The following is an 18,752-nucleotide window of genomic DNA, read 5'->3' on the forward strand; positions in this document are numbered from 1 at the left end:
AAGTGAGCCTTGCAGGGGGTATGATTCAACGTGTGGGAGGGAGATTATCCTTTGCGTCGCCGCTTGTCAGCGTACATGGCCTGGTCGGCAACCGCCGTCAGGTCCTGGATGGTCTGACCCGGCTCAAAGCCGGCCACGCCGATGGAGGCGGACAGGTTGGAGGATTCTTTCTCACCCATCCCGATGGTTGCAATGCGCTGGGACATTCTGGAAATCAATTGGCCGGTTTTTTCCCTGGCCACTCCTGGAAGAAGAACAACGAATTCGTCTCCGCTCAATCGAACGACCATGTCGTATTTGCGGACCAGATTTTTGAGGCAGGTGGCAACCTGTTGCAGGATGTCGTCACCCGTCAGGTGGCCGTAGGTGTCGTTGACCGCCTTGAATCCGTTCAGATCAATGAAGACCAGGGTAACCGGAAAAGATTTTCGTTCAGCAAATTCAAGGATCTGCTGTCCATAGGCCATGAGATAGGCCCTGTTGGGAACCCCGGTGAGCGGGTCGGTGAATCGTTCCCGTTCGAGGAATTTCTGGACCCGGAGCAGACAGACGGTGCATCCGAGATCCGTGCAGAAATGTTCCAGATAGTCCGTGGCTTTCCCGGGCGAATATCGTTCAACATCTTTGTCGTACAGGCAGACGAGACCGCTGATGTGATCGGTATTCCCACGCTCGTGAAAGGGATAGATGAGGCAGGAGCCTGCTTCGGGGGGACGCTGGGGCAGGGCTTTCAGAATGGTATGCCATGGAGCCATGTCCTCGAATGTCCCGAGGTAGCGTTTGTATCCCGCAGTGGATGCTATCCAGGCAGCGATCTCGTTCAGGGTGTGTTGAGGCAGTGTTCCCAGTCCCTTGGGCACAAATTCCCCATAGGTGGCCATGTCCAGGACAAGGGCTATGCCTGTTGTACCCATCTGGTGAGCGATTTTTGCAAGGATGTCGGGAAGCTGGCTGAAATGCTCGGCCTCCTGCAGGATGGCAAAGGCCGTGGTCAGGCGGGAAAAAATTGAGACATTGGCTTCTTGCAGGGCAATGACCGTGTTGAGTTTTTCCTGAGTGGTTTCGAGCCGGGATCGAAGCGTGTCGATTTCTGCAGCCATGCCATGGATCGGCATGGCAGGGGGTGGCTGAATTGTTTTTGTCGATTCCACGGAGACGCGCAGCTCTTCCAGGAGATGAAGAGCCTTGTCGTACTTGCCGGCGCTGAGGGATCGCTCAATGCCTTGGAGCAGAGAGCTCAGGGATGCGGTGACCTGAGGATCGTTGAACGAGGAGGCAACGCTGAGATTGGAAGCAGGCATCGCTTGGTACCGTTGGCAGTAGAGGATGTCACCAGGTGTTCGATAAATTTTTTTCATTGATCAATTGAACCGCTTAGTCAAGTTCCTGTTCGCGTACAATCAGGACAAATCTGTTTTCATGGCTGGCTTGCCCCGTTCCGGGCGGTTTGAAACTCTCTCACCGGTCTCGTGCCATCAAGCCGTTGCTTAATGAAAACAAGCCGTGCGGGCAAGATGTCAGGCAACGAGCCAGCCATCATATTTCAGGCAGTTGCATGAGCACAAATGTGCCGTGTGCGTAAAATTGTCACAGAGAGGACAAATAAATGTCATCAGATCCGGGTAAGTCTCCATTGGTTTTTCACCAAAGCCCGGAGAGTGACCATGAAACGTTCCATTCGATTCATTTTTTTGATTTTTTGTCTGTTTATGTCGATCATCCCAGTGGTTTGCGTGGGAGAAATCGCTGTTCGACAGGCAGCGGACAGCCTCGTGGATCAGGCGCGACAACGGCTGGCAACTGAACGGGATATCGCGGGAAATGGTTTGCGCCAAAAACTCGAGGTCTGGACCCGGGAGGTTTCTCTGCTTGCCGGCAGGAGCGAGGTCTACAATGCCATCGTCATGTTTCAGGACTATTTCAGTGATGTTTCCGCTCAAAAAGGGGCGCCCGCCAGGGTCGATACCCCGGAATACGAGGACAATCACGCCTATGTGCTCTCGTCGTTCAAACCGTACAACACCCTCTTGGGATATGAGGATCTTCTGCTTGTCGATGATTACGGTCGCATCGTTTTCAGCCTGAAAAAAAGAAGTGATCTGGGTCGCGATCTCAAACATGGTGCTCTGCGGGACGAGTCCCTGGGGCATATCTGGAGCCAGGCCATGCAGGGCAAGGAAAGCTTTTCCGATCTGTTGCCGTACGAACCGGCCGGGGGTAAATTGTGTGCCTTTGTGGGAGCCCCGGTGCTGGATCATACCGGAGGCCATGCCGGAGCTGCGATTCTCGTTGTCGGATCAAACCATCTCACCTCGATTCTGGACAGCAAGGACGAGCAGAGACATGGGGTGGAGACACTCGCTTTTGGTCAGGACCTCAGGAGTCGTAACAAGCACCATGCATCCATGGCTTCTGTCTTTTTACCCCAATCCAACGACCCGGTCCATCTGGCGCTGCAGGGGGAGACCGGGATCATTCCGGCCAGGGACAGATCCGGTAACGAATTGCTGGTGGCCTATACCCCCATCACCATGGGTTCGACCACCTGGGCCCTCATCACCCATGCCGACATGGGAACCATTCTCGAGCCGACCGTTCAGCTCCGGCACAAGGTTGTCATTCTGGGAACCTTGTTGTCCATCCTTGTTGTCATCCTGGCTGTCATTTTTCTGCGCAGGGAATTGTTCAAGCCCCTTGCACGGATCAGAGATTTTGCCTGTGCCGTGGCAGAGGGTGATCTGGAAGCAAAAATGGATGCCAGATTCCGACCTGAGCTGGAAGCGCTCAAACAGGCCATCTCGACCATGGTTGCCAATCTGCGCGCCCGTACCGACGATGCCCGGGCCAAGGCGGAACAGGCTGAAGTGCATGCCAGGCGTGCAGAGGCGTCCGAAATGGAGACAGAGGCCCAGCAGCAGAAGCTGGCTGACATGTTCGAGAGCCTGAACAGCCTGGTCCATAAGGCCGATCAACTGGCTCTCGTCATTCAGGAACTGGCCGGAGAACTCGACATGGAACTCAATACCGTTGGTGGAGGAGCAGAGGATCAGAAAGAGCATGCCTCGCAGATTTCAGAGGCCATGGCCGTCATGCTCCATGCTGTCAGTGGTGTAGCAGAGGCCGCTCGAACTGCAGTGGATGGTTCCCACAGTGTCCGTCAGAAGGCCGATGATGGGTTGCAACGCGTGCAGGCCAGCGTAGATGCCGTGTCCTCGGTCAACGAGATCACCGAAATGTTGAAGACCGACATGGACGGGTTGGGGAATATGCTTGGCCAGATCACCTCCATTGCCGGGATCATCGGAGATATCGCCGACCAGACCAATCTTCTGGCCTTGAATGCGGCCATCGAGGCGGCCCGGGCCGGAGAGGCCGGACGAGGTTTTGCCGTTGTGGCCGACGAGGTCCGCAAGCTTGCGGAACGGACCATGACCGCGACCAAAGAGGTCACGAACAACGTGGAATCCACCCGGTCGGTCATTGTGAGCAGCACGAGTCGGATGGAAAAGGCTACCAGGGCCGTTGAACATTGCGTGACCATGTCTGCGCAATCCCGGGAAAGTCTCGAAGAGATCGTCACTCTTTCCAGAGATGCCGAAGCAGGCTCCCGGGAGATCCTGACTCAATCGGAAGCACAGGCCGCCACTGCCGAGCAGGTTGACTCCGCCTTGCACAAGATGAACATGTTCGCCGCGACCACCTGCTCGGATATCCGGAAATCCCTGAGCATCATCAGCCGGCTGGTCGAGGAGATGGACCAGCTCAAGCAGGTGACACAACGTTGTTCGCAGACAGAGGGGGCTTCGAATCCGTCGGGAAATCTCGAAGTGCATTCTGGGTATCTAACCGCCTTTACAGATGATAACGGTCGCAAAGAGGTCCAGAGAGCGCTTGCTTCGTGATGTCCCGTATATGGCGGTTGACTGGCTGTGCATACCCCTCGAGGCATAGGGAACATGCCGGGAGTTGATAACTGTTTGGCGGTTTGAAGTTTTTTTGTTTGGGATGACAGGATTTTTTGAACAAGGTACCTTGGCATGATTGAAACTACCTGGAAGGACCATGGATAAAAGATTGCTGGAGTTATCACAAAGAGAGCATTCGGTTTCAACAATGTCTTTTTTTTCATGCTGTGAAGCGGATATGGGCAAGGATATTTCACTGACCTCTATCTTGAGCTCTCATGATCAGTTCAATGTGGTCCTGTTTCGTATCCATGACTATTTTTTGCTCAGAGAGCTTTACGGGGACGAGTTGGTCCGACGTCTGGATGGATTGATTGCCCAGGCCATTGGAAATCTTACCTTCAAGTATGGTGATCTGCACAAGGATGCCTTTGTCCTGTCCTTGAGCGCAGGCGAACATCTGCTGCTCTACAACGACAATCTGGCCAGTCTTGCCATTCACGATACTGCCTACTCCTTCCGTCTGAAGGTGCTGAATGTCCTTCGGCAGGAGGCCATTACCCTGACAGGGCGTGATATCGGTCTCGATGCCGGTTATGCGGTCTTTGAGGCCGGGAACGACAATGGGGGATTTGAAAAGAATTTTTTCGAGTCGGTGCTGCGGGCTCGGGAAATGTCCCTCAAACGATTTGATCTCGAAAATCTCAATATCGCCCAGGAACTGCATCACGTGATCTGTCAGGAGAATGTCCAGACGCTCTATCAGCCGATTTTCGATTTTTCCAATGGATCGATCCTGGCCTGGGAGGCCCTGAGTCGCGGCCCAAAGAACTCGTGCCTTCATTCTCCCTCGGTGCTCTTTGATTTTGCCGAGCAGGTCGGGGAACTCTTTGCTCTGGAAAATGTCTGCAGGGAAAAGGCGATTCAGCGGATTGGACCGCTGCACAAAGGCAGGAAACTGTTTTTGAATATTCATCCCCGGACCCTGGTGGATCCGAAGTTCACACCTGGCCGCACGCTGGATCTTCTGGAAAAGGTCGGACTGCGGCCCGAGAATGTCGTTTTCGAGATCACCGAACGCCATAGTATCAAGGATTTCAAATTGTTTCATCTGACATTGGATCATTACCGGACCCAGGGATTTCAGATCGCTATTGATGACGCTGGAACCGGATACTCGGGGTTGTCGTCCATCGCCACTCTGCAACCCGAGTATATCAAGATAGATATGGGGCTGGTGCGCGATGTGCACAAAGATCCTGTCAAGCAGGCCCTTTTGGAGACGTTTGTCGCCTTTGCCACCCGGATCGGGGCCAAGGTCATAGCCGAGGGTATCGAGAAGAAGAGCGAGGCCATGCGTCTTGTGGAACTCGGGATGCATTACGGGCAGGGATTCTATATGGGCAAACCGGTATTTCCCAAAGCAGAGAGTCCGATCGATATCAGGAATCTGTCGTTTGTTCGCCCGCCCAGCCTTGATCGGCTCAGTTGTTCCATTTCCGTTGGCCTGCTCGCTGCCGAGGCCGTAACGGTTGCGCCCGGCAGGGAGGTCCACGAGGTCCAGAAAATGTTCAAACAGGATCCAGAGCTGACCGGGATTGTTGTCTGCCAGGGGCAGGAGCCCTTGGGGCTGGTCATGGGATATTCCCTGGACAGGAAACTGGCGGCCCCTTATGGCCACGCCCTGTACGCGCGGCGGGATATCGCGACCCTCATGGACGGGGACGCCTTGATCGTGGATGAATCCTGTCCGGTGGAGGAAGTGGCCAAACGTGCCATGGCCAGGGGCAAGATGAAGGCCTATGACGAAATCATCGTCACCCGGGATGGCATACTGCTGGGTTCGGTTTCGGTACAAAAACTTCTGAACACCCTGGCCGAGGTTCAGGTGGAGATGGCCAAGGGGACCAATCCGCTTTCCGGTCTGCCGGGAAATATCGCCCTGGAAAAGGCATTGGAGGAGCGGTTGCAGAATGGTCGTCCCTTCAGCCTCATGTATGCGGATCTGGATAACTTCAAGGTGTACAACGATACCTACGGATTCAATGAAGGGGATAAGATACTTCTCTTGATCACCAAGCTGCTCACAAAGACGCTCGACAAACGGGGGACGGGCAGGGATGCCCTCTATCATGTGGGAGGCGATGATTTCGTGCTCATTTCTCATCCCCAGCGGATCATGTCCATGGCCCAGACTGTGGCCCGATGTTTCGGGCGTCTGACACGATCCTGCTATAATAAAGAGGACTGGAAAAAGGGCTGGATCATGGGCAAGGATCGTGACGGCAAAAAACGCAAATTTCCCCTGGTCAGTGTTTCCTTGGGAATTCTTGATTGCTACGACTATTGCACCATGCGGGAACTCAGCGAACAGGCGGCGGCCATAAAGAAATACGCCAAGTCGATTCCCGGAAACAGCTATGTGCGTGATCGGAGGGAGAGAAAATAGACGGGTTCGTCCTGTGGACGGTTTGAGGCGAGGATGTCATTCTTTTTTCGCATCATCGATAATTGGCAATGTGCCCGATCGACCCCGGTATCAATCCGTGGTTCGGAAAAACAGGGCGAACACAAGGTTCGCCCCTACGTGGGAATGGGGTGTGCGTGGTTTGGCATGATCGCAAATGTACCCCGTTCGATCTGGCATATGTGTGGTAATGAATCCAAACGTCTGAACAATGTGCCCGATTGATCCCGGTATCAATCCATAGGGGCGAATGGTGGTTGTTTTTTCATGGTTTGGGGTTCGACCAGGAGGACCCGGGGGGTGACGCCGACCCATTGGGCAAAGGCGTGACGCAGGGTGTCCACCATGGCTCGTTGACGTTTCATCTGATCGAAGAACAGGGAATCGGTGATCCCGATACGCAGGACAAGTTCTTGGGTGGATCCCTGTCCTGTGACCTGTGCGTCCCAATCGACCGTGGTGCCCAATTGGTCGAGCAGGACCCGTTCGATCATTTCCGGGGCAATGTTGATTCCCTTGACGATCAAAACATCGTCGATCCTTCCCGGGATATGATCCAGCAGGCGGAAGGTGCTTCCGCAGGGACAGGACGTGGTCAAAAACCTGGCCTTGTCGCCTGTTTTGTAGCGGATGACCGGGACGGCCTCTTCCATCAGCGTGGTCAGGACGAGCTCGCCCCATTCGCCGGGTTTCACCGGATCACCTGTTTGGGGATCGACAATCTCCGCATAGACCATGTCTTCCTGAATGTGCAGCCCGGTCCGTTCCCGGCATTGCGCCGCAATCCCCGGTCCGCAGGCCGCACTGAGTCCGTAGATATCGTAGACCGGGGCCTGAAACCCTTGTTCGAGATCGGCTGCCAATGTTTTGGACCACGGCTCCCCCGTCAGAAGAACCGCCTTGAGTCTGAGCATGGAGGGGGTGATTCCGCGCGTCTCCATGGCCTCGAGCAGAATCCTGGCATATCCCGGTGTAGCGATGAGACAGGAGGTCCCAAAGTCGCGCATGATCTTGAGCTGCTTGTCCGTGTGTCCCACCGAGGTGGGGATGGTCGAGGCGCCGATTTCCCGGGCTGCATCGTGAAAGGAGAAGGCACCTGTTCCCAACCCGTAGCGTAGGGTGATCTGAAAGACATCCTCGCTGTTCAGTCCGAGGGTCTCATACACCCTGGCCAGCAATCTGGCCCTGTTGGTCAGGTCGCGTTCGGAATTCCCAATGACAATGGGTTCGCTTCCCCGTCCCGTTGTCGTGTGGATGCGGACAACGTCGCGCAGGGGGATGCAGAACATGTTGTAGGGATAGGCGTCGGAGAGATCCTTTTCAGTGGTAAAGGGGATTTCGGCGAGATCCTCGAGGGATTCGAAAAAGTCGGGGTTGAAGCCGATATCCTGGAATCGCTGCTTGTAAAAGGCCACCCTGCGGCGGACTTTGTGCAGGGTGGATTGCAGCCGCTCGAGTTGGACCTGTCGAATTTCTTCCACTGTCAAACGCAGATGCTTGGCTGGGCAGGGAGACATGCGGTGCTCCTGGGGGGAAGTGCGCAGTGCACAGTACGCAGTGCGCAGGTTGGTTAACGATAATTAGTCTGCAAGGTGGTTCAATCCTCAGCCGTGGGATCGAGTCCCCAGAGGCGCAGATTGCCCCAGCCGCCCTGGAGATTGACCGTATCGGTCAGTCCGGCCGTGGCCAATTTGACCTGGGCCTCGTAGGAACGGGCCCCGGTATTGCAGAGAAGAATGATCTTCTTGTCCCTGGGGATCTCGTCCAGATGTTCCTGCACGGTTTCGCCGGTGATGTTCATCCAGAAATCAGGGTGTTTTTCCAGAAAGGCCACGGCATTGTCCCGGTCCCGGCAGTCCAGGACGATGAAGTTTTCATTGTCGCGGTTTTCCCAGAGGGCGGCGAATTCGTCCGGGCCGATGGACGTATTCCGTCCGGCAAGGATATTGTCGGCCACATTGGCAACCACGTTCAGGACATCCATGGCCGCGGCGAAGGGGGGCGAATAGGCCAGTTCGATGTTGCTGATATCTTCCAGGGTGGGTTGGTATTTGAGCATGGCGGCAACCGCATCGATCCGGGTGGCCATGCCTTCGAGATTCTTGCTCAACCCCTGGATGCCCAGAATCCGTCGGGATCCCTTCGCAACGACCAGTTCCAGGGTGATCAGGGTTTTTTCCGGATAGAAATGGGCATGATCGAATTGGATGACCTGGGCACTGATGGCGTCGAACCCTTCGGCCCTGGCCCGATCCAATGTCAACCCGGTCCCAGCCACCCCCAGTTCGAAAATTTTGATGGACAGGGAACCAACTGCACCGGGAAAGGTGACCCGGCCACCGGCCAGATTGGTGCCGATGACCCTGCCCTGGCGGTTGGACATGGAACCCAGGGGAAAGAGGCCCGGTTTGCCGGTGACCAGATTCTCGATGGCCACACAATCGCCGCCACTGTAAATATTCGGGTCCGAGGTCTGCATGGTCTTGTTGACCAGAATGCCGCCTGTTGCCGAACACACGGTCAGCCCGGCTTCCCTGGCCAATTCGGAATTGGGCAGCACCCCCGCGGCCAGGATGACCAGATCGGCTTCTATGGTTCGCCTGGTGGTCACGACCCGCTCCACCTTGCCCGTTCCTTGTATGGCTGTGACCATTTCTTCGAGATGCAGGGTGACTTCGTTGTCTGTCAGGTGTTTCTGGGCCATGGAGGCAATGGTTTTGCTCACAACCCCCGGCAGCACCTGATCTGCCATCTCGATGACCGATGTCTCGATACCCCACATGTCGGTGAGGGCCTCGGCCATTTCCAAACCGATGAATCCCGCTCCCACGATAACTGCCTTGGAAACCTTACCTGTTGTCACCATTTCCCTGATGGTCAGGGCGTCTTCCATGGAGGCTACGGGCAGGCATCCGTGCAGGTCGGTCCCGGGAATGGGCAGGGAACGGGGGCGGCTTCCTGTGGCCAGGACCAGTTTGTCATAAGCGATCTCACGAGACTCCGAATCCTTTTCCCGAACAAGGACTGTCTTGTTGCTGCGGTCGATTTTCAGGACCGTTGTTTCAGAAAGGATGTCCACCCCCTTGGCCTGCTTGAAAAACTGCTCGTCGCGCAGGGCATGGAAACTCGTGGAACGCAGTTGGTCCGGATCGCTGACATCCCCGGAAACCAGGTAGGGAATCCCGCATCCCCCGTAGGAAATGATTTTTTGAGAGTCGATCATGGTCACCCGGGCATCGGGTTGAACCCGCTTCAAACGACAGGCCGCCTTGGGACCAAGGGCGACACCGCCTATTATGACTATATGTTGGGACATGGAGTTCTCCTTGATGTAGTTCGTAGTGTAAATAAGTTCGCAGTTCGCAGTGCAAATAAGTTCGCAGTACGCAGTAACGACAAAAAATCGAGATATGCTTTGTATTTTTTGTTGATATGTTTCTGTTGCAGAGTATTCTATCGAAATATAGTTTGTAATGTTTGATTACGCTGGCTGACGAGTCCTGAAAAAATACCGTTTTTTGGTTTTTTCTGCGCACTGCGCACTGTGTACTGCGCACTAACCATGTACTGCGAACTGCGTCCTTCAGTTATTCTTCCTTCCCCAGATACGCCTCGATCACCCGCGGGTCCTGCTGGACCTTGCGGGGGGTGTCCTCCAGGAGGAGCTGTCCCTCCACCAGGACCAGGACCCTGTCCGAGACCGTCATGACCACGTCCATGTCGTGCTCGATGATCAAAATGGTCAGTCCGGTATCCTTTCGCAGGGTAATCAGGAGTTCGGCCAGCTCCTGAGATTCCTGGTTGTTCAGTCCGGCAGCGGGTTCATCCAGAAGAAGCAGTTTCGGGTTGCCCATCATGGCCCGGGCGATCTCCAGCCTGCGTTGGTCCCCGTAGGACAATTCGTCCGGCGCGAGCCCACTCTTTTCCTCCAGGCCGACCAGGGCGAGATAGTCCCTGGCCTGGGTCATGATCGATCGTTCGACGGGTCCGCCTTTTGGCCGGACAAGCGACAGGGGGCCCGGCCGATACCAGGCGTTGGAACCGATGGTCACGTTTTCCAGACAGGAGAGTTCGGGATAGAGGCTCAAATTCTGGAAAGTGCGCATCATACCGAGTCTGCTTCGGTTTTGGGGGGGGAATCTGGTTATGGTGTGGTCGGCAAAAAAGATGGACCCGGAGCTAGGAATAACGGTTCCTGAAATGAGGTTGAACAGGGTGGTCTTGCCGGCACCGTTGGGGCCGATCAACCCGGTGATCCGACCCTGGGGGATGGAAAAGCCCACCTCCAGAACGGCCTGGACACCGCCGAAATTCTTACTCACCCCATCCAGGGTCAGAAGGGGGTGGATGGTATGTTCGTCCATGGTTATCGTTCCCATATCTTGTCGTATCCCTTCCCCAGATAGGCCCGTTGGACGCCTTTGTGGTGCAGGAGTTCCCGGCCCTCTCCTTCCATGACGATTCTGCCTGTTTCCAGCACATAGGCGCGGTGGCAGATCTTGAGGGCGGCCCGGGCGTTTTGTTCCACGAGCAGGACACTCAGTCCCTGATCCTGATTGAGGGTGACAATGGCCTTGAGGATTTCCTGGGAGAGCAGCGGTGAGAGCCCCAGGGATGGTTCGTCAAGCAAAAGGACTCTGGGGTTGGACATGAGGGCGCGGCAGAGGGCAACCATCTGCTGCTCGCCACCGGACAGGCTGGATGCGGGGCGGGTCCAGAATTTGTTCAAGATGGGAAATTGTTCCCTGAGCCGTTCCATATCATTCTTGATCCTGGATCGGTCCTTTCTGGAATAGGCCCCCAGGGCCAGATTGTCCTGTACGCTCAACGCACCGAACAGCTTGCGTCCTTCCGGGCATAAAACCAGCCCGGACTGAAGGCGTTTTTCCGTGGGCATGCGTGAAATATCCTGGTCCCCGAATTGAATGGAGCCGGATCGCTGTTCAAGCAGCCCGACCAGGGTCTTGAGCAGGGTGGTCTTTCCCGCTCCATTGGCCCCGATAACCGCGACGATTTCGCCGGGAGAGAGATGCAGGGAGACAGTCTTCAGGACATGAATCCGCCCGTAATAGGTTTGCAGGCTGCGGACGTTGAGCATTTTAGATTCGGTTTTACGTTTTAGGTTTTAAGTCTGAAATCATTGTATCTATTAAGGATGATGTTGGCTATAAAAACGTTTTACCGAACAGCATCATTCCCTACCGAGTACCGTTCGGGTTCCGGCGTCATCACATCCGCGATTCTACGTCCAAGTCTATGGTTTTTTGACCTAAAACCTAAAACTTAAAACCTAAAACCGCCTTCCCCCTTCCCCGTACCGTCTTGACCAACTCCCCGATCAATCCGTGGCCGTGTCCTGAAGTTTTGCCCACGATGCCCTGGGGGCGGAAGATGAGGGTCAGGATGAGCAGGAGCCCGTAGATCAATTCCTGGTAATCGGCAAAGGCCTGGAGGAATTCCGGAAGCAGAAAGAGAATGATCGCTCCCACCACCGGTCCGAAGACCGTGCCCATGCCGCCGAGCACAACCATGCACAGCAGGAGGATGGACGTGGACAGACCAAAGACCCCGGGTTGGATAAAGGTGATGAAATGGGCGTACAGGGAGCCGGCCACGGCTGCGAAATAGGCGGAAACACCAAAACAGATAACCTTGATGGGCAGGGGTGAGATGCCCATGGTCATGGCGGTCTGTTCCCCTTCACGTATGGCGGTCAGGTTCCTGCCGAATTGTCCGGCATTCATTCTCCAGGTGACCACGAGACAGATGACGACCCAGAACCAGATGGGGGGGATGAATCCCCCTGCGGACATGCCGAAGTTGTTCAGTCCGTACAACCCGTCCGGGCCGCCGGTAAAGTCGAGATTTTTGATGGCCAGTTCACAGATGATCCCGAATCCCAGGGTGACCACGGCCAGATATTCATCCTTGAGTTTGAGGGCCGGGGGGCTGAGGAGCAGAGCTGCCATAAGGGCCGGGATGCCCGACAGGGGCATGAGCAGAATAAAAGGGATTTCGGGAAAGGCCTGGGAAACCAGGGCCGAGGTGTAGGCCCCGATGCCGAAAAAGGCCCCGTGCCCCAAAGAGACCTGACCGGAAAGTCCGACAATGATATTCAGACTCGAGGCGAGCAGGATGTAGATTCCCCCGAGGGCGGCGAGGTGAAGCATATAATAAAGCATGATGGTATCCTTGGCGTGAATGAAGGGTGCTCCCTAGCATGTTTTGTCTGAAATCGTAAGGTGCAAAAAGGGGGTAGATCCGGCGGAAAGGATGCCAGGGGTGAGCCGGTCAGGATATTCCAGGTGATTGAAAACGAACCCCTTTGTCTTGGGGGATGTGATTGGGGGTTGAAATTTAAGAGGGTATGCACAATGATCGCGCATCTGTATCCCAGCGGCTTGGTTCCTACTTTACAAGCCCGAAGAAGGGATTACACATACATTGATCAGATTTTTTCCTGCATATGACGGGATGATCACAAACCTCAGGAGAGAGAAATGGCGGAAACAGTTGACGAAATAAGCATCGATTGGACCAATGAAGATGGCGAGCAGCAGGTCAGGCAGATCAAAAAACATGTTCTGACCAAAGGTGCCTGGTCCACGATCATGTTCGCCTATCAGGAGCGCAATCGCCAAACCGGCGAATTCGGGCCGGTCAAATTCCGTGTCGGGCGCTATCAGAAAAGAAATGGCCGCTATCTTCCCCACTCCAAGTTCAACATCTCTTCGGTCAAACAGGCCAGGGAGATCACCGGCAAGCTTCAGGAGTGGATGGACGAGGGGGAAGAGTAAGAACTCTTCATGGTTGCATGCGTCGTCGAGCCAGGACGTGAAACCCAACAATGATCCAAAAGGGACGTGATTGATGGCCCGGAACAATGATATGCGGGAATTGGAACCCGAGGACGTGATCGAGGATGATCTCGATGAACCCAGACGGTTCAAGGTCCTCATGCACAATGATGATTACACGACCATGGAATTCGTGGTCGAGGTACTCAAACGCGTTTTTCACAAGAACGAGGCGGAAGCCCATCTGATCATGATGAACATTCACAAGAAAGGGGTCGGTCTGTGCGGCATCTATACGGCCGAAATTGCCGAGACCAAGGTCTCCCTGGTGCATTCCATGGCCCACGGCAAGGGGTACCCCCTCAAATGCACAATGGAAGAGGTCTAAATGATCAGCAGAGAATTGGAAAAGATCATCGCCCTGGCCATCAGGGAAGTGAAGATGCGGCAGCATGAATTTCTGACCCTGGAACATCTTTTGTTCGCCTATGTCATCGATCCCGAGGGCCAGGAACTTCTGGGCGGGGTCGGGGCGGACGTGCACCGGCTCAAGAACCTGCTGACCCGTTTTTTTCAGGACCACGTCGAGGTCCAGCCGCGCAGGGACTATGAGATCGTCCAGACCATCGGCGTGCAACGGGTCATGCAGCGGGCCATGAATCATATCCAGTCGGCCGGCAAAGAGGTGGTGATGTCAGGGGATTTTCTGGCGGCCATGCTCGAGGAAAAAGACTCCTTTGCCGTCTATTATCTCAATTCCATGGGGGTCAGTCGATTGGAGGTGCTCGAATACATCTCCCACAACCCCGAACTGGAGGAGAAGGCCGAACAGGACGGTCCTGACAGGAAAAAGTCCATGCTTGCTCAGTACTGCGTGGATCTGGTGGAAAAGGCCCGGCAGGGCAAGATCGATCCCCTGGTCGGGCGGGAGCAGGAACTCCGCCGGATCATTCAGGTTCTGGCCCGGCGGCGAAAAAACAACCCTGTTTTTGTGGGAGATCCCGGGGTGGGCAAGACCGCCATGGCCGAGGGTTTGGCATTGCGCATCGCAGAGAAGGACGTGCCCGATCCGTTTCAGGACGTGCGCATCTTTGCCCTGGACATGGGCGCCCTTCTGGCCGGGACCAAGTTCAGAGGGGATTTCGAGGCTCGTCTCAAGGGGGTGATCAAAGAAATCACCAAGATCCCCGAGGCCATTTTGTTCATCGACGAGATCCATACCATTGTCGGGGCCGGGGCCACGAGCAGCGGAACCATGGATGCCTCGAACATCCTCAAGCCGGTGCTGGGATCTGGTGAACTCCGGTGTATCGGATCGACCACGTTTGAGGAATACAAGAATCATTTTGAAAAGGACCGAGCCCTGTCCCGGCGGTTTCAAAAGATCGATCTGAATGAACCCTCTATTGAGGAGAGCGTTAAAATTCTTGAAGGATTGCGCTCCCATTACGAGAAATTCCATCAAGTCACCTACCGGCCTTCAGCCCTGCGAGCGGCCGCTGAATTGTCGGCCAGGCATATCAACGACCGGTTTTTGCCGGACAAGGCCATCGATGTCATGGACGAGGCCGGGGCGGTGTTCCGCCTGGGGAAGTCGACCAAAAAAAGCATCACCAAGACGGATGTGGAAAAGGTGGTTGCGCGCATGGCCGGAATACCCAGTCAGAATATCACCTCTTCGGACAGGGATCAGTTGAAGAACCTCGAGCAGCGGATCGCAGATCAGGTCTACGGCCAGGATCAGGCGGTGAAGACAGTGGTTCAGGCCATCAAGCGCTCTCGGGCCGGGCTGGGGGATCAGCGCAAGCCCTCGGGGTGTTTTCTCATGGTCGGCCCCACGGGCGTGGGCAAGACGGAATTGGCCCGGCAGCTTTCCCGGGCCATGACGGTCGAATTTGTCCGTTTCGACATGAGCGAATACATGGAAAAGCACGCCGTTGCCCGACTCATCGGTGCCCCTCCGGGCTATGTGGGCTTTGAACAGGGTGGATTGCTCACGGACGCGGTGCGCAAGCATCCCTATTGCGTTCTTCTGCTCGATGAAATCGAAAAGGCCCATGAGGATATGTTCAATATCCTCCTTCAGGTCATGGACCACGCCACCCTGACGGACAACAACGGACGCAGGGCCGATTTCCGACATGTCGTTGTGTTGATGACCTCCAATGTCGGGGCCCGTGAAATGGCATCCGCTCCCATTGGATTTGGATCCGCAGATTCATCGGATGTCTCGGACCGGGGGCTCAAGGCGGCTGAAAAGTTGTTCAGTCCGGAATTCAGGAATCGGTTGGACGCTATTGTCCAATTTCATTCCCTGGATCAGAATGTCATGGAAAAGGTGGTCGACAAGTACATGGAAGAACTCAACGAACGTTCCGCATCCCGCAAGGTGCGTCTGGAACTGACCCCCAGGGCCAGAAAATGGCTGGCGGAAAAAGGGTATGACCCGGCCTACGGAGCCAGACCCCTGTCACGGCTGATCGAACGCGAGATTGGCGATGTGGTCACCGATGAAATCCTTTTCGGCAGGCTGTCCAGGGGTGGGAAGGTCACGGTGGGATTTTCCAAAAAGTCGGGGCTCACGTTCACGTATTCGTGATTGGTGCTCTGTCGGTATCGCACTGTTGCATGGCGCTGCAGTGTCCGTGTTTTCGGGAGATGATGCGGTCCTTGCTCGCGTCTTTGTGTCCCCCTTCCCGGTGTGAAGAACTTCCAGAATCGGTTTTGAAACAACACCCAGAGCCCGTATGCCAATCTTCTATCTCCCCAGCGACCCCTTGTTTCCGGATCCGGAATTGGCCGAACCGGACGGTCTTCTGGCTGTTGGCGGGGACCTGCAGGTCGATCGATTGGTCATTGCCTATTCCCGGGGAATTTTTCCCTGGTACAGCGAGGGGATGCCCATTTTATGGTGGTCTCCGGACCCCAGGCCGGTCATTTACCCCGACCGCCTGCATGTCCCCCGGCGATTGGCCCGGTTAGTCAGACAGCATCCCTTTCAGGTCACGGTTGACAGGGATTTTTTCGGGGTCATCCAGGGATGCGCGGACATGGATCGGGGGGAGACCAAGGGGACCTGGCTTGTTCCGGAAATGATCGAGGCCTACGAAAACATGTATCGGCAGGGATATGCCCATTCCGTTGAGGTCTGGAAGGATGGGCGGCTGGCAGGGGGGTTCTACGGGGTGGCCCTGGGAAGGGTTTTTTTTGGGGAATCCATGTTTCACCGCTGTTCCGAAGCGGCCAAGGTCGGGTTTGTCCTCTTTGTCCGGTACCTGGAGACACTCGGATTCAGGATGATCGACTGCCAGCAGACAACCGAACATATGCTCCGTTTCGGGGCCCGGGAAATTCCACGTGCCCGGTTTCTTTCCGGGCTCAGGAAAAACCTTCAAGGATGTAGTCTGCAGACGGATCTGACCGGATTTCGGGATGGGGAATGAGAGGCGGATCACGATCCGATCAGATCCAGGAACTCCTGTTCCGAAATGACCGTTGTGCCCAGCTTTTCTGCCTGGGCAATTTTTTTGGCCCCTACCTTTTCACCGCAGACCAGGTAATCCGTTGCCCCGGACACGGATGTCTGGACGTTGGCTCCTTGTTGTCGGGCCATGTTCTGCATCTCCTCCCGTGTTCCCTGGACCATCTTTCCCGTAAACACGACTCCTTTGTCCTTGATGGGGGAATCCAGGGCGGCCAGCTCCTTTTGAAGCGGGGTTGATTCCAGATTGAATCCCAGATCGATCATGTGCTCCATGGTCGAACGGATCGCTTGAATGCCCGTGGAGATGGACCGGCTGGTGATCTCACCGAATCCGTTGATGGCCAGGATATCTTCCGCCGTGATCGTGGTGATCGTTTCCAATGGATAGTGTTGCAGCAGTTTGCGGCTGTCGCCCTTGCCCAGATCCGGGATGCCGAAGGCGGCCAGGAAGCGCCAGTCTTCCACCGGTTTGGTCCGACTGATGGTCAAGGCCTGAAAGAGATTTCTGGATTGGACCGGTCCAAATCCCATTTCCATGAAATCCTGTTCGGTCAGGGCGTAGACCTGTTCCAGGGTATCGATTCCATTGTCCACAAGTTTCTCGACCGTTTTGGTTCCGTACCAGTCGGCATTGCCCAGGATCTTGAACCAATGTTCGATGGTCTGGCGGATCTGGGCGGGGCATTGCGTGTTGGGACAGATCAGAAAATCATTTGCCTGCACAAGAGGGGTCGTGCAGACCGGGCAGTTTTCCGGGATGGTGACCTTGTCGGACGGTGTGATCACGGCCTCGAGTTTGGGAATGACCTCGCCGCTTCGGATAACCTCGATGATCGATCCTATGCCGATATGCTGTTTTTTCAGAAATCCCGCGTTGTGGGCTGTAACCCGTCTGATGGTCGCCCCGGACAGGGATACAGGCTGTACCTGCATGACCGGGGTGACCTTGCCGGTTCTGCCGACCTGCCAGAGGATCGCTTCAACCCGGGTTTCAGCCGTATCCCCCTTGTCCTTGACCGCGATCTGCCAGCGATAATGGTGACTGGTCGCCCCCATGATCTCTCTGACTGGCTGGTCCACGACCTCGACCACCAGGCCGTCCATGGGGTAGTCGACCTTGCTTTGCAGGTCGTGCTTGATCGTTTCGATGTGTGCGAGCAGCTCCTCTCCGGTTCCCTGCCAATCGGGAAGGGTTGCATAGGGCACGAACCGGACCGCCTTGTCCTCCAATGCCTGCAAAGCCAATGTGTTCACATTGTCCGAAGAGACGATCCCCACGACCAGGTTCCGGGGATGTTCGAATTTGTCGGCCAGATGTTCCTGGAAATAGGATTGGGAGATGATTATTTCCCCGAGTCCCATGCCTCGTTCACCTTCGACCACAACCCCCTTGGTCAGGGCTGACGTGATATCAAAACCGCTTTGCCCGTTTCCCCGTGAGGCCAGGATCTGTCCGTCATCGCGGCCGGCAAGTCCGTCCAGTTTGGGCGTTACCCTGAAGGTGATCGTGTCGATACCACGTCCAAGGGCCTCCTTGTGAACCCGGTCCACAAATCGTTTGAGTTCACCGATTGTGTATGCCTTGTCCGTGGAGAGCATGGGCACGGGATGGCGGATTTCCTGCTTGTTGCTGAAGATTTCAGGTTCGACCTGATGCAGAAACGGATTTTTGGGATCGAGTCTGCGCAGGGATTCGACCAGGTTGTCATATTCCTCGTCGCTGACAAGGGGGGTTCCGGCCCTGTAGGCTGCGTTATATGTTTCGAGCCGCTGGACCAGGATGTCTATGGAAGAGATATCGGGCATGGGGAGGCGGTTTTAGGTTTTAGGTTTTAAGTTTTAGGTAAGGAGTTTGAAGGGTTAAGGGTTAAGGGGTACGTGGGGGTTGGGTTTGGTGGGGGAGAGCCCAGGGTTCAGAAGTGGTTTTTTAAGGGATAGCTTGATGTTTGCCAAGGTTCATTTTGGGATCATTTTTGGCTCCTCGCTATTTCGTGTGGGTAGGGGGAAATTCGAGCTTGCCCCCGAGGAGGTAAATCATGGTGATGAGATTACGAGTTGAACGGTATCCACGGGCTTTAGCTTTTGCTGCTTGAATGAGA

General features: G+C 55.3%; 14 protein-coding genes. 7 read left to right on the plus strand and 7 right to left on the minus strand.

Going from position 1 to position 18,752, the window contains the following annotated elements; genetic code table 11:
* Window positions 1–44: 44 nt before the first annotated feature.
* Window positions 45–1,301, minus strand: a complete 1,257-nt coding sequence (locus tag ACTVJH_RS01965; RefSeq protein ID WP_455986919.1) for a diguanylate cyclase domain-containing protein — start codon at window positions 1,299–1,301, stop codon at window positions 45–47.
* A 363-nt stretch (window positions 1,302–1,664) separates the two neighbouring features.
* On the opposite strand from ACTVJH_RS01965, the gene ACTVJH_RS01970 reads away from it, so the two are divergent.
* The 3 genes from ACTVJH_RS01970 to ACTVJH_RS01980 all read left to right on the plus strand — a co-directional run bounded on the left by ACTVJH_RS01970 (window position 1,665) and on the right by ACTVJH_RS01980 (window position 6,597).
* A complete protein-coding gene (locus ACTVJH_RS01970) occupies window positions 1,665–3,902 on the plus strand; it encodes a methyl-accepting chemotaxis protein (protein ID WP_455986921.1) in 2,238 nt (745 codons plus the stop codon).
* 211 nt (window positions 3,903–4,113) lie between these two features.
* Window positions 4,114–6,354, plus strand: a complete 2,241-nt coding sequence (locus ACTVJH_RS01975) for an EAL domain-containing protein (RefSeq protein ID WP_455986923.1) — start codon at window positions 4,114–4,116, stop codon at window positions 6,352–6,354.
* A gap of 33 nt (window positions 6,355–6,387) precedes the next feature.
* Complete coding sequence (locus tag ACTVJH_RS01980; RefSeq protein WP_455986925.1) at window positions 6,388–6,597, plus strand: hypothetical protein; 210 nt, start codon at window positions 6,388–6,390, stop codon at window positions 6,595–6,597.
* A gap of 8 nt (window positions 6,598–6,605) precedes the next feature.
* Here ACTVJH_RS01980 and ACTVJH_RS01985 read toward each other — a convergent pair whose 3' ends face one another.
* The 5 genes from ACTVJH_RS01985 to ACTVJH_RS02005 form a co-directional block, all read right to left on the minus strand.
* Window positions 6,606–7,889, minus strand: coding sequence for a phenylacetate--CoA ligase family protein (locus ACTVJH_RS01985; protein ID WP_455986927.1), 1,284 nt, complete (start codon window positions 7,887–7,889; stop codon window positions 6,606–6,608).
* Between the two features lie 80 nt (window positions 7,890–7,969).
* Window positions 7,970–9,688 carry an FAD-dependent oxidoreductase gene (locus ACTVJH_RS01990; RefSeq protein ID WP_455986929.1) on the minus strand — a complete coding sequence of 573 codons (1,719 nt, stop codon included), beginning with the start codon at window positions 9,686–9,688 and terminating at the stop codon, window positions 7,970–7,972.
* 271 nt (window positions 9,689–9,959) lie between these two features.
* The gene (locus tag ACTVJH_RS01995; protein WP_455986931.1) at window positions 9,960–10,751 is read right to left on the minus strand and encodes an ABC transporter ATP-binding protein; all 792 of its coding nucleotides are present in this window, start codon (window positions 10,749–10,751) and stop codon (window positions 9,960–9,962) included.
* A complete protein-coding gene (locus ACTVJH_RS02000; protein ID WP_455986933.1) occupies window positions 10,739–11,470 on the minus strand; it encodes an ABC transporter ATP-binding protein in 732 nt (243 codons plus the stop codon). Before ACTVJH_RS02000 ends, ACTVJH_RS01995 begins: the two co-directional genes overlap by 13 nt.
* Before the next feature lie 178 nt (window positions 11,471–11,648).
* Window positions 11,649–12,554, minus strand: a complete 906-nt coding sequence (locus ACTVJH_RS02005; RefSeq protein ID WP_455986935.1) for a branched-chain amino acid ABC transporter permease — start codon at window positions 12,552–12,554, stop codon at window positions 11,649–11,651.
* Between the two features lie 318 nt (window positions 12,555–12,872).
* Here ACTVJH_RS02005 and ACTVJH_RS02010 point away from each other — a divergent pair, with 318 nt between their 5' ends.
* From ACTVJH_RS02010 to aat, 4 genes are all read left to right on the plus strand, one after another.
* A complete protein-coding gene (locus ACTVJH_RS02010) occupies window positions 12,873–13,169 on the plus strand; it encodes a hypothetical protein (protein ID WP_455986937.1) in 297 nt (98 codons plus the stop codon).
* A 73-nt stretch (window positions 13,170–13,242) separates the two neighbouring features.
* The gene (locus ACTVJH_RS02015) at window positions 13,243–13,557 is read left to right on the plus strand and encodes an ATP-dependent Clp protease adaptor ClpS (RefSeq protein ID WP_455986939.1); all 315 of its coding nucleotides are present in this window, start codon (window positions 13,243–13,245) and stop codon (window positions 13,555–13,557) included.
* Complete coding sequence (gene clpA / locus ACTVJH_RS02020) at window positions 13,558–15,768, plus strand: ATP-dependent Clp protease ATP-binding subunit ClpA (RefSeq protein ID WP_455986941.1); 2,211 nt, start codon at window positions 13,558–13,560, stop codon at window positions 15,766–15,768.
* 148 nt (window positions 15,769–15,916) lie between these two features.
* Window positions 15,917–16,612: a leucyl/phenylalanyl-tRNA--protein transferase gene (aat, locus tag ACTVJH_RS02025; protein ID WP_455986942.1), complete on the plus strand. Its 696-nt coding sequence runs from the start codon at window positions 15,917–15,919 to the stop codon at window positions 16,610–16,612.
* 8 nt (window positions 16,613–16,620) lie between these two features.
* On the opposite strand, the gene ACTVJH_RS02030 is transcribed toward aat, so the two are convergent.
* Window positions 16,621–18,459, minus strand: a complete 1,839-nt coding sequence (locus tag ACTVJH_RS02030; protein ID WP_455986944.1) for a BRCT domain-containing protein — start codon at window positions 18,457–18,459, stop codon at window positions 16,621–16,623.
* Window positions 18,460–18,752: the final 293 nt, after the last annotated feature.

The sequence above is a fragment of the Desulfoplanes sp. PS50 genome (assembly GCF_053851535.1).

Coding starts and splice junctions, on each gene's coding strand:
- ACTVJH_RS01985 (WP_455986927.1), bottom strand. CDS start 7,889: ATGTCTCCCTGCCCAGCCAAGCATCTGCGTTTGACAGTGGAAGAAATT.
- ACTVJH_RS01995 (WP_455986931.1), bottom strand. CDS start 10,751: ATGGGAACGATAACCATGGACGAACATACCATCCACCCCCTTCTGACC.
- aat (WP_455986942.1), top strand. CDS start 15,917: ATGCCAATCTTCTATCTCCCCAGCGACCCCTTGTTTCCGGATCCGGAA.
- ACTVJH_RS01980 (WP_455986925.1), top strand. CDS start 6,388: ATGTCATTCTTTTTTCGCATCATCGATAATTGGCAATGTGCCCGATCG.
- clpA (WP_455986941.1), top strand. CDS start 13,558: ATGATCAGCAGAGAATTGGAAAAGATCATCGCCCTGGCCATCAGGGAA.
- ACTVJH_RS01970 (WP_455986921.1), top strand. CDS start 1,665: ATGAAACGTTCCATTCGATTCATTTTTTTGATTTTTTGTCTGTTTATG.
- ACTVJH_RS01990 (WP_455986929.1), bottom strand. CDS start 9,688: ATGTCCCAACATATAGTCATAATAGGCGGTGTCGCCCTTGGTCCCAAG.
- ACTVJH_RS02000 (WP_455986933.1), bottom strand. CDS start 11,470: ATGCTCAACGTCCGCAGCCTGCAAACCTATTACGGGCGGATTCATGTC.
- ACTVJH_RS02010 (WP_455986937.1), top strand. CDS start 12,873: ATGGCGGAAACAGTTGACGAAATAAGCATCGATTGGACCAATGAAGAT.
- ACTVJH_RS02030 (WP_455986944.1), bottom strand. CDS start 18,459: ATGCCCGATATCTCTTCCATAGACATCCTGGTCCAGCGGCTCGAAACA.
- ACTVJH_RS01975 (WP_455986923.1), top strand. CDS start 4,114: ATGTCTTTTTTTTCATGCTGTGAAGCGGATATGGGCAAGGATATTTCA.
- ACTVJH_RS02015 (WP_455986939.1), top strand. CDS start 13,243: ATGGCCCGGAACAATGATATGCGGGAATTGGAACCCGAGGACGTGATC.
- ACTVJH_RS01965 (WP_455986919.1), bottom strand. CDS start 1,301: ATGCCTGCTTCCAATCTCAGCGTTGCCTCCTCGTTCAACGATCCTCAG.
- ACTVJH_RS02005 (WP_455986935.1), bottom strand. CDS start 12,554: ATGCTTTATTATATGCTTCACCTCGCCGCCCTCGGGGGAATCTACATC.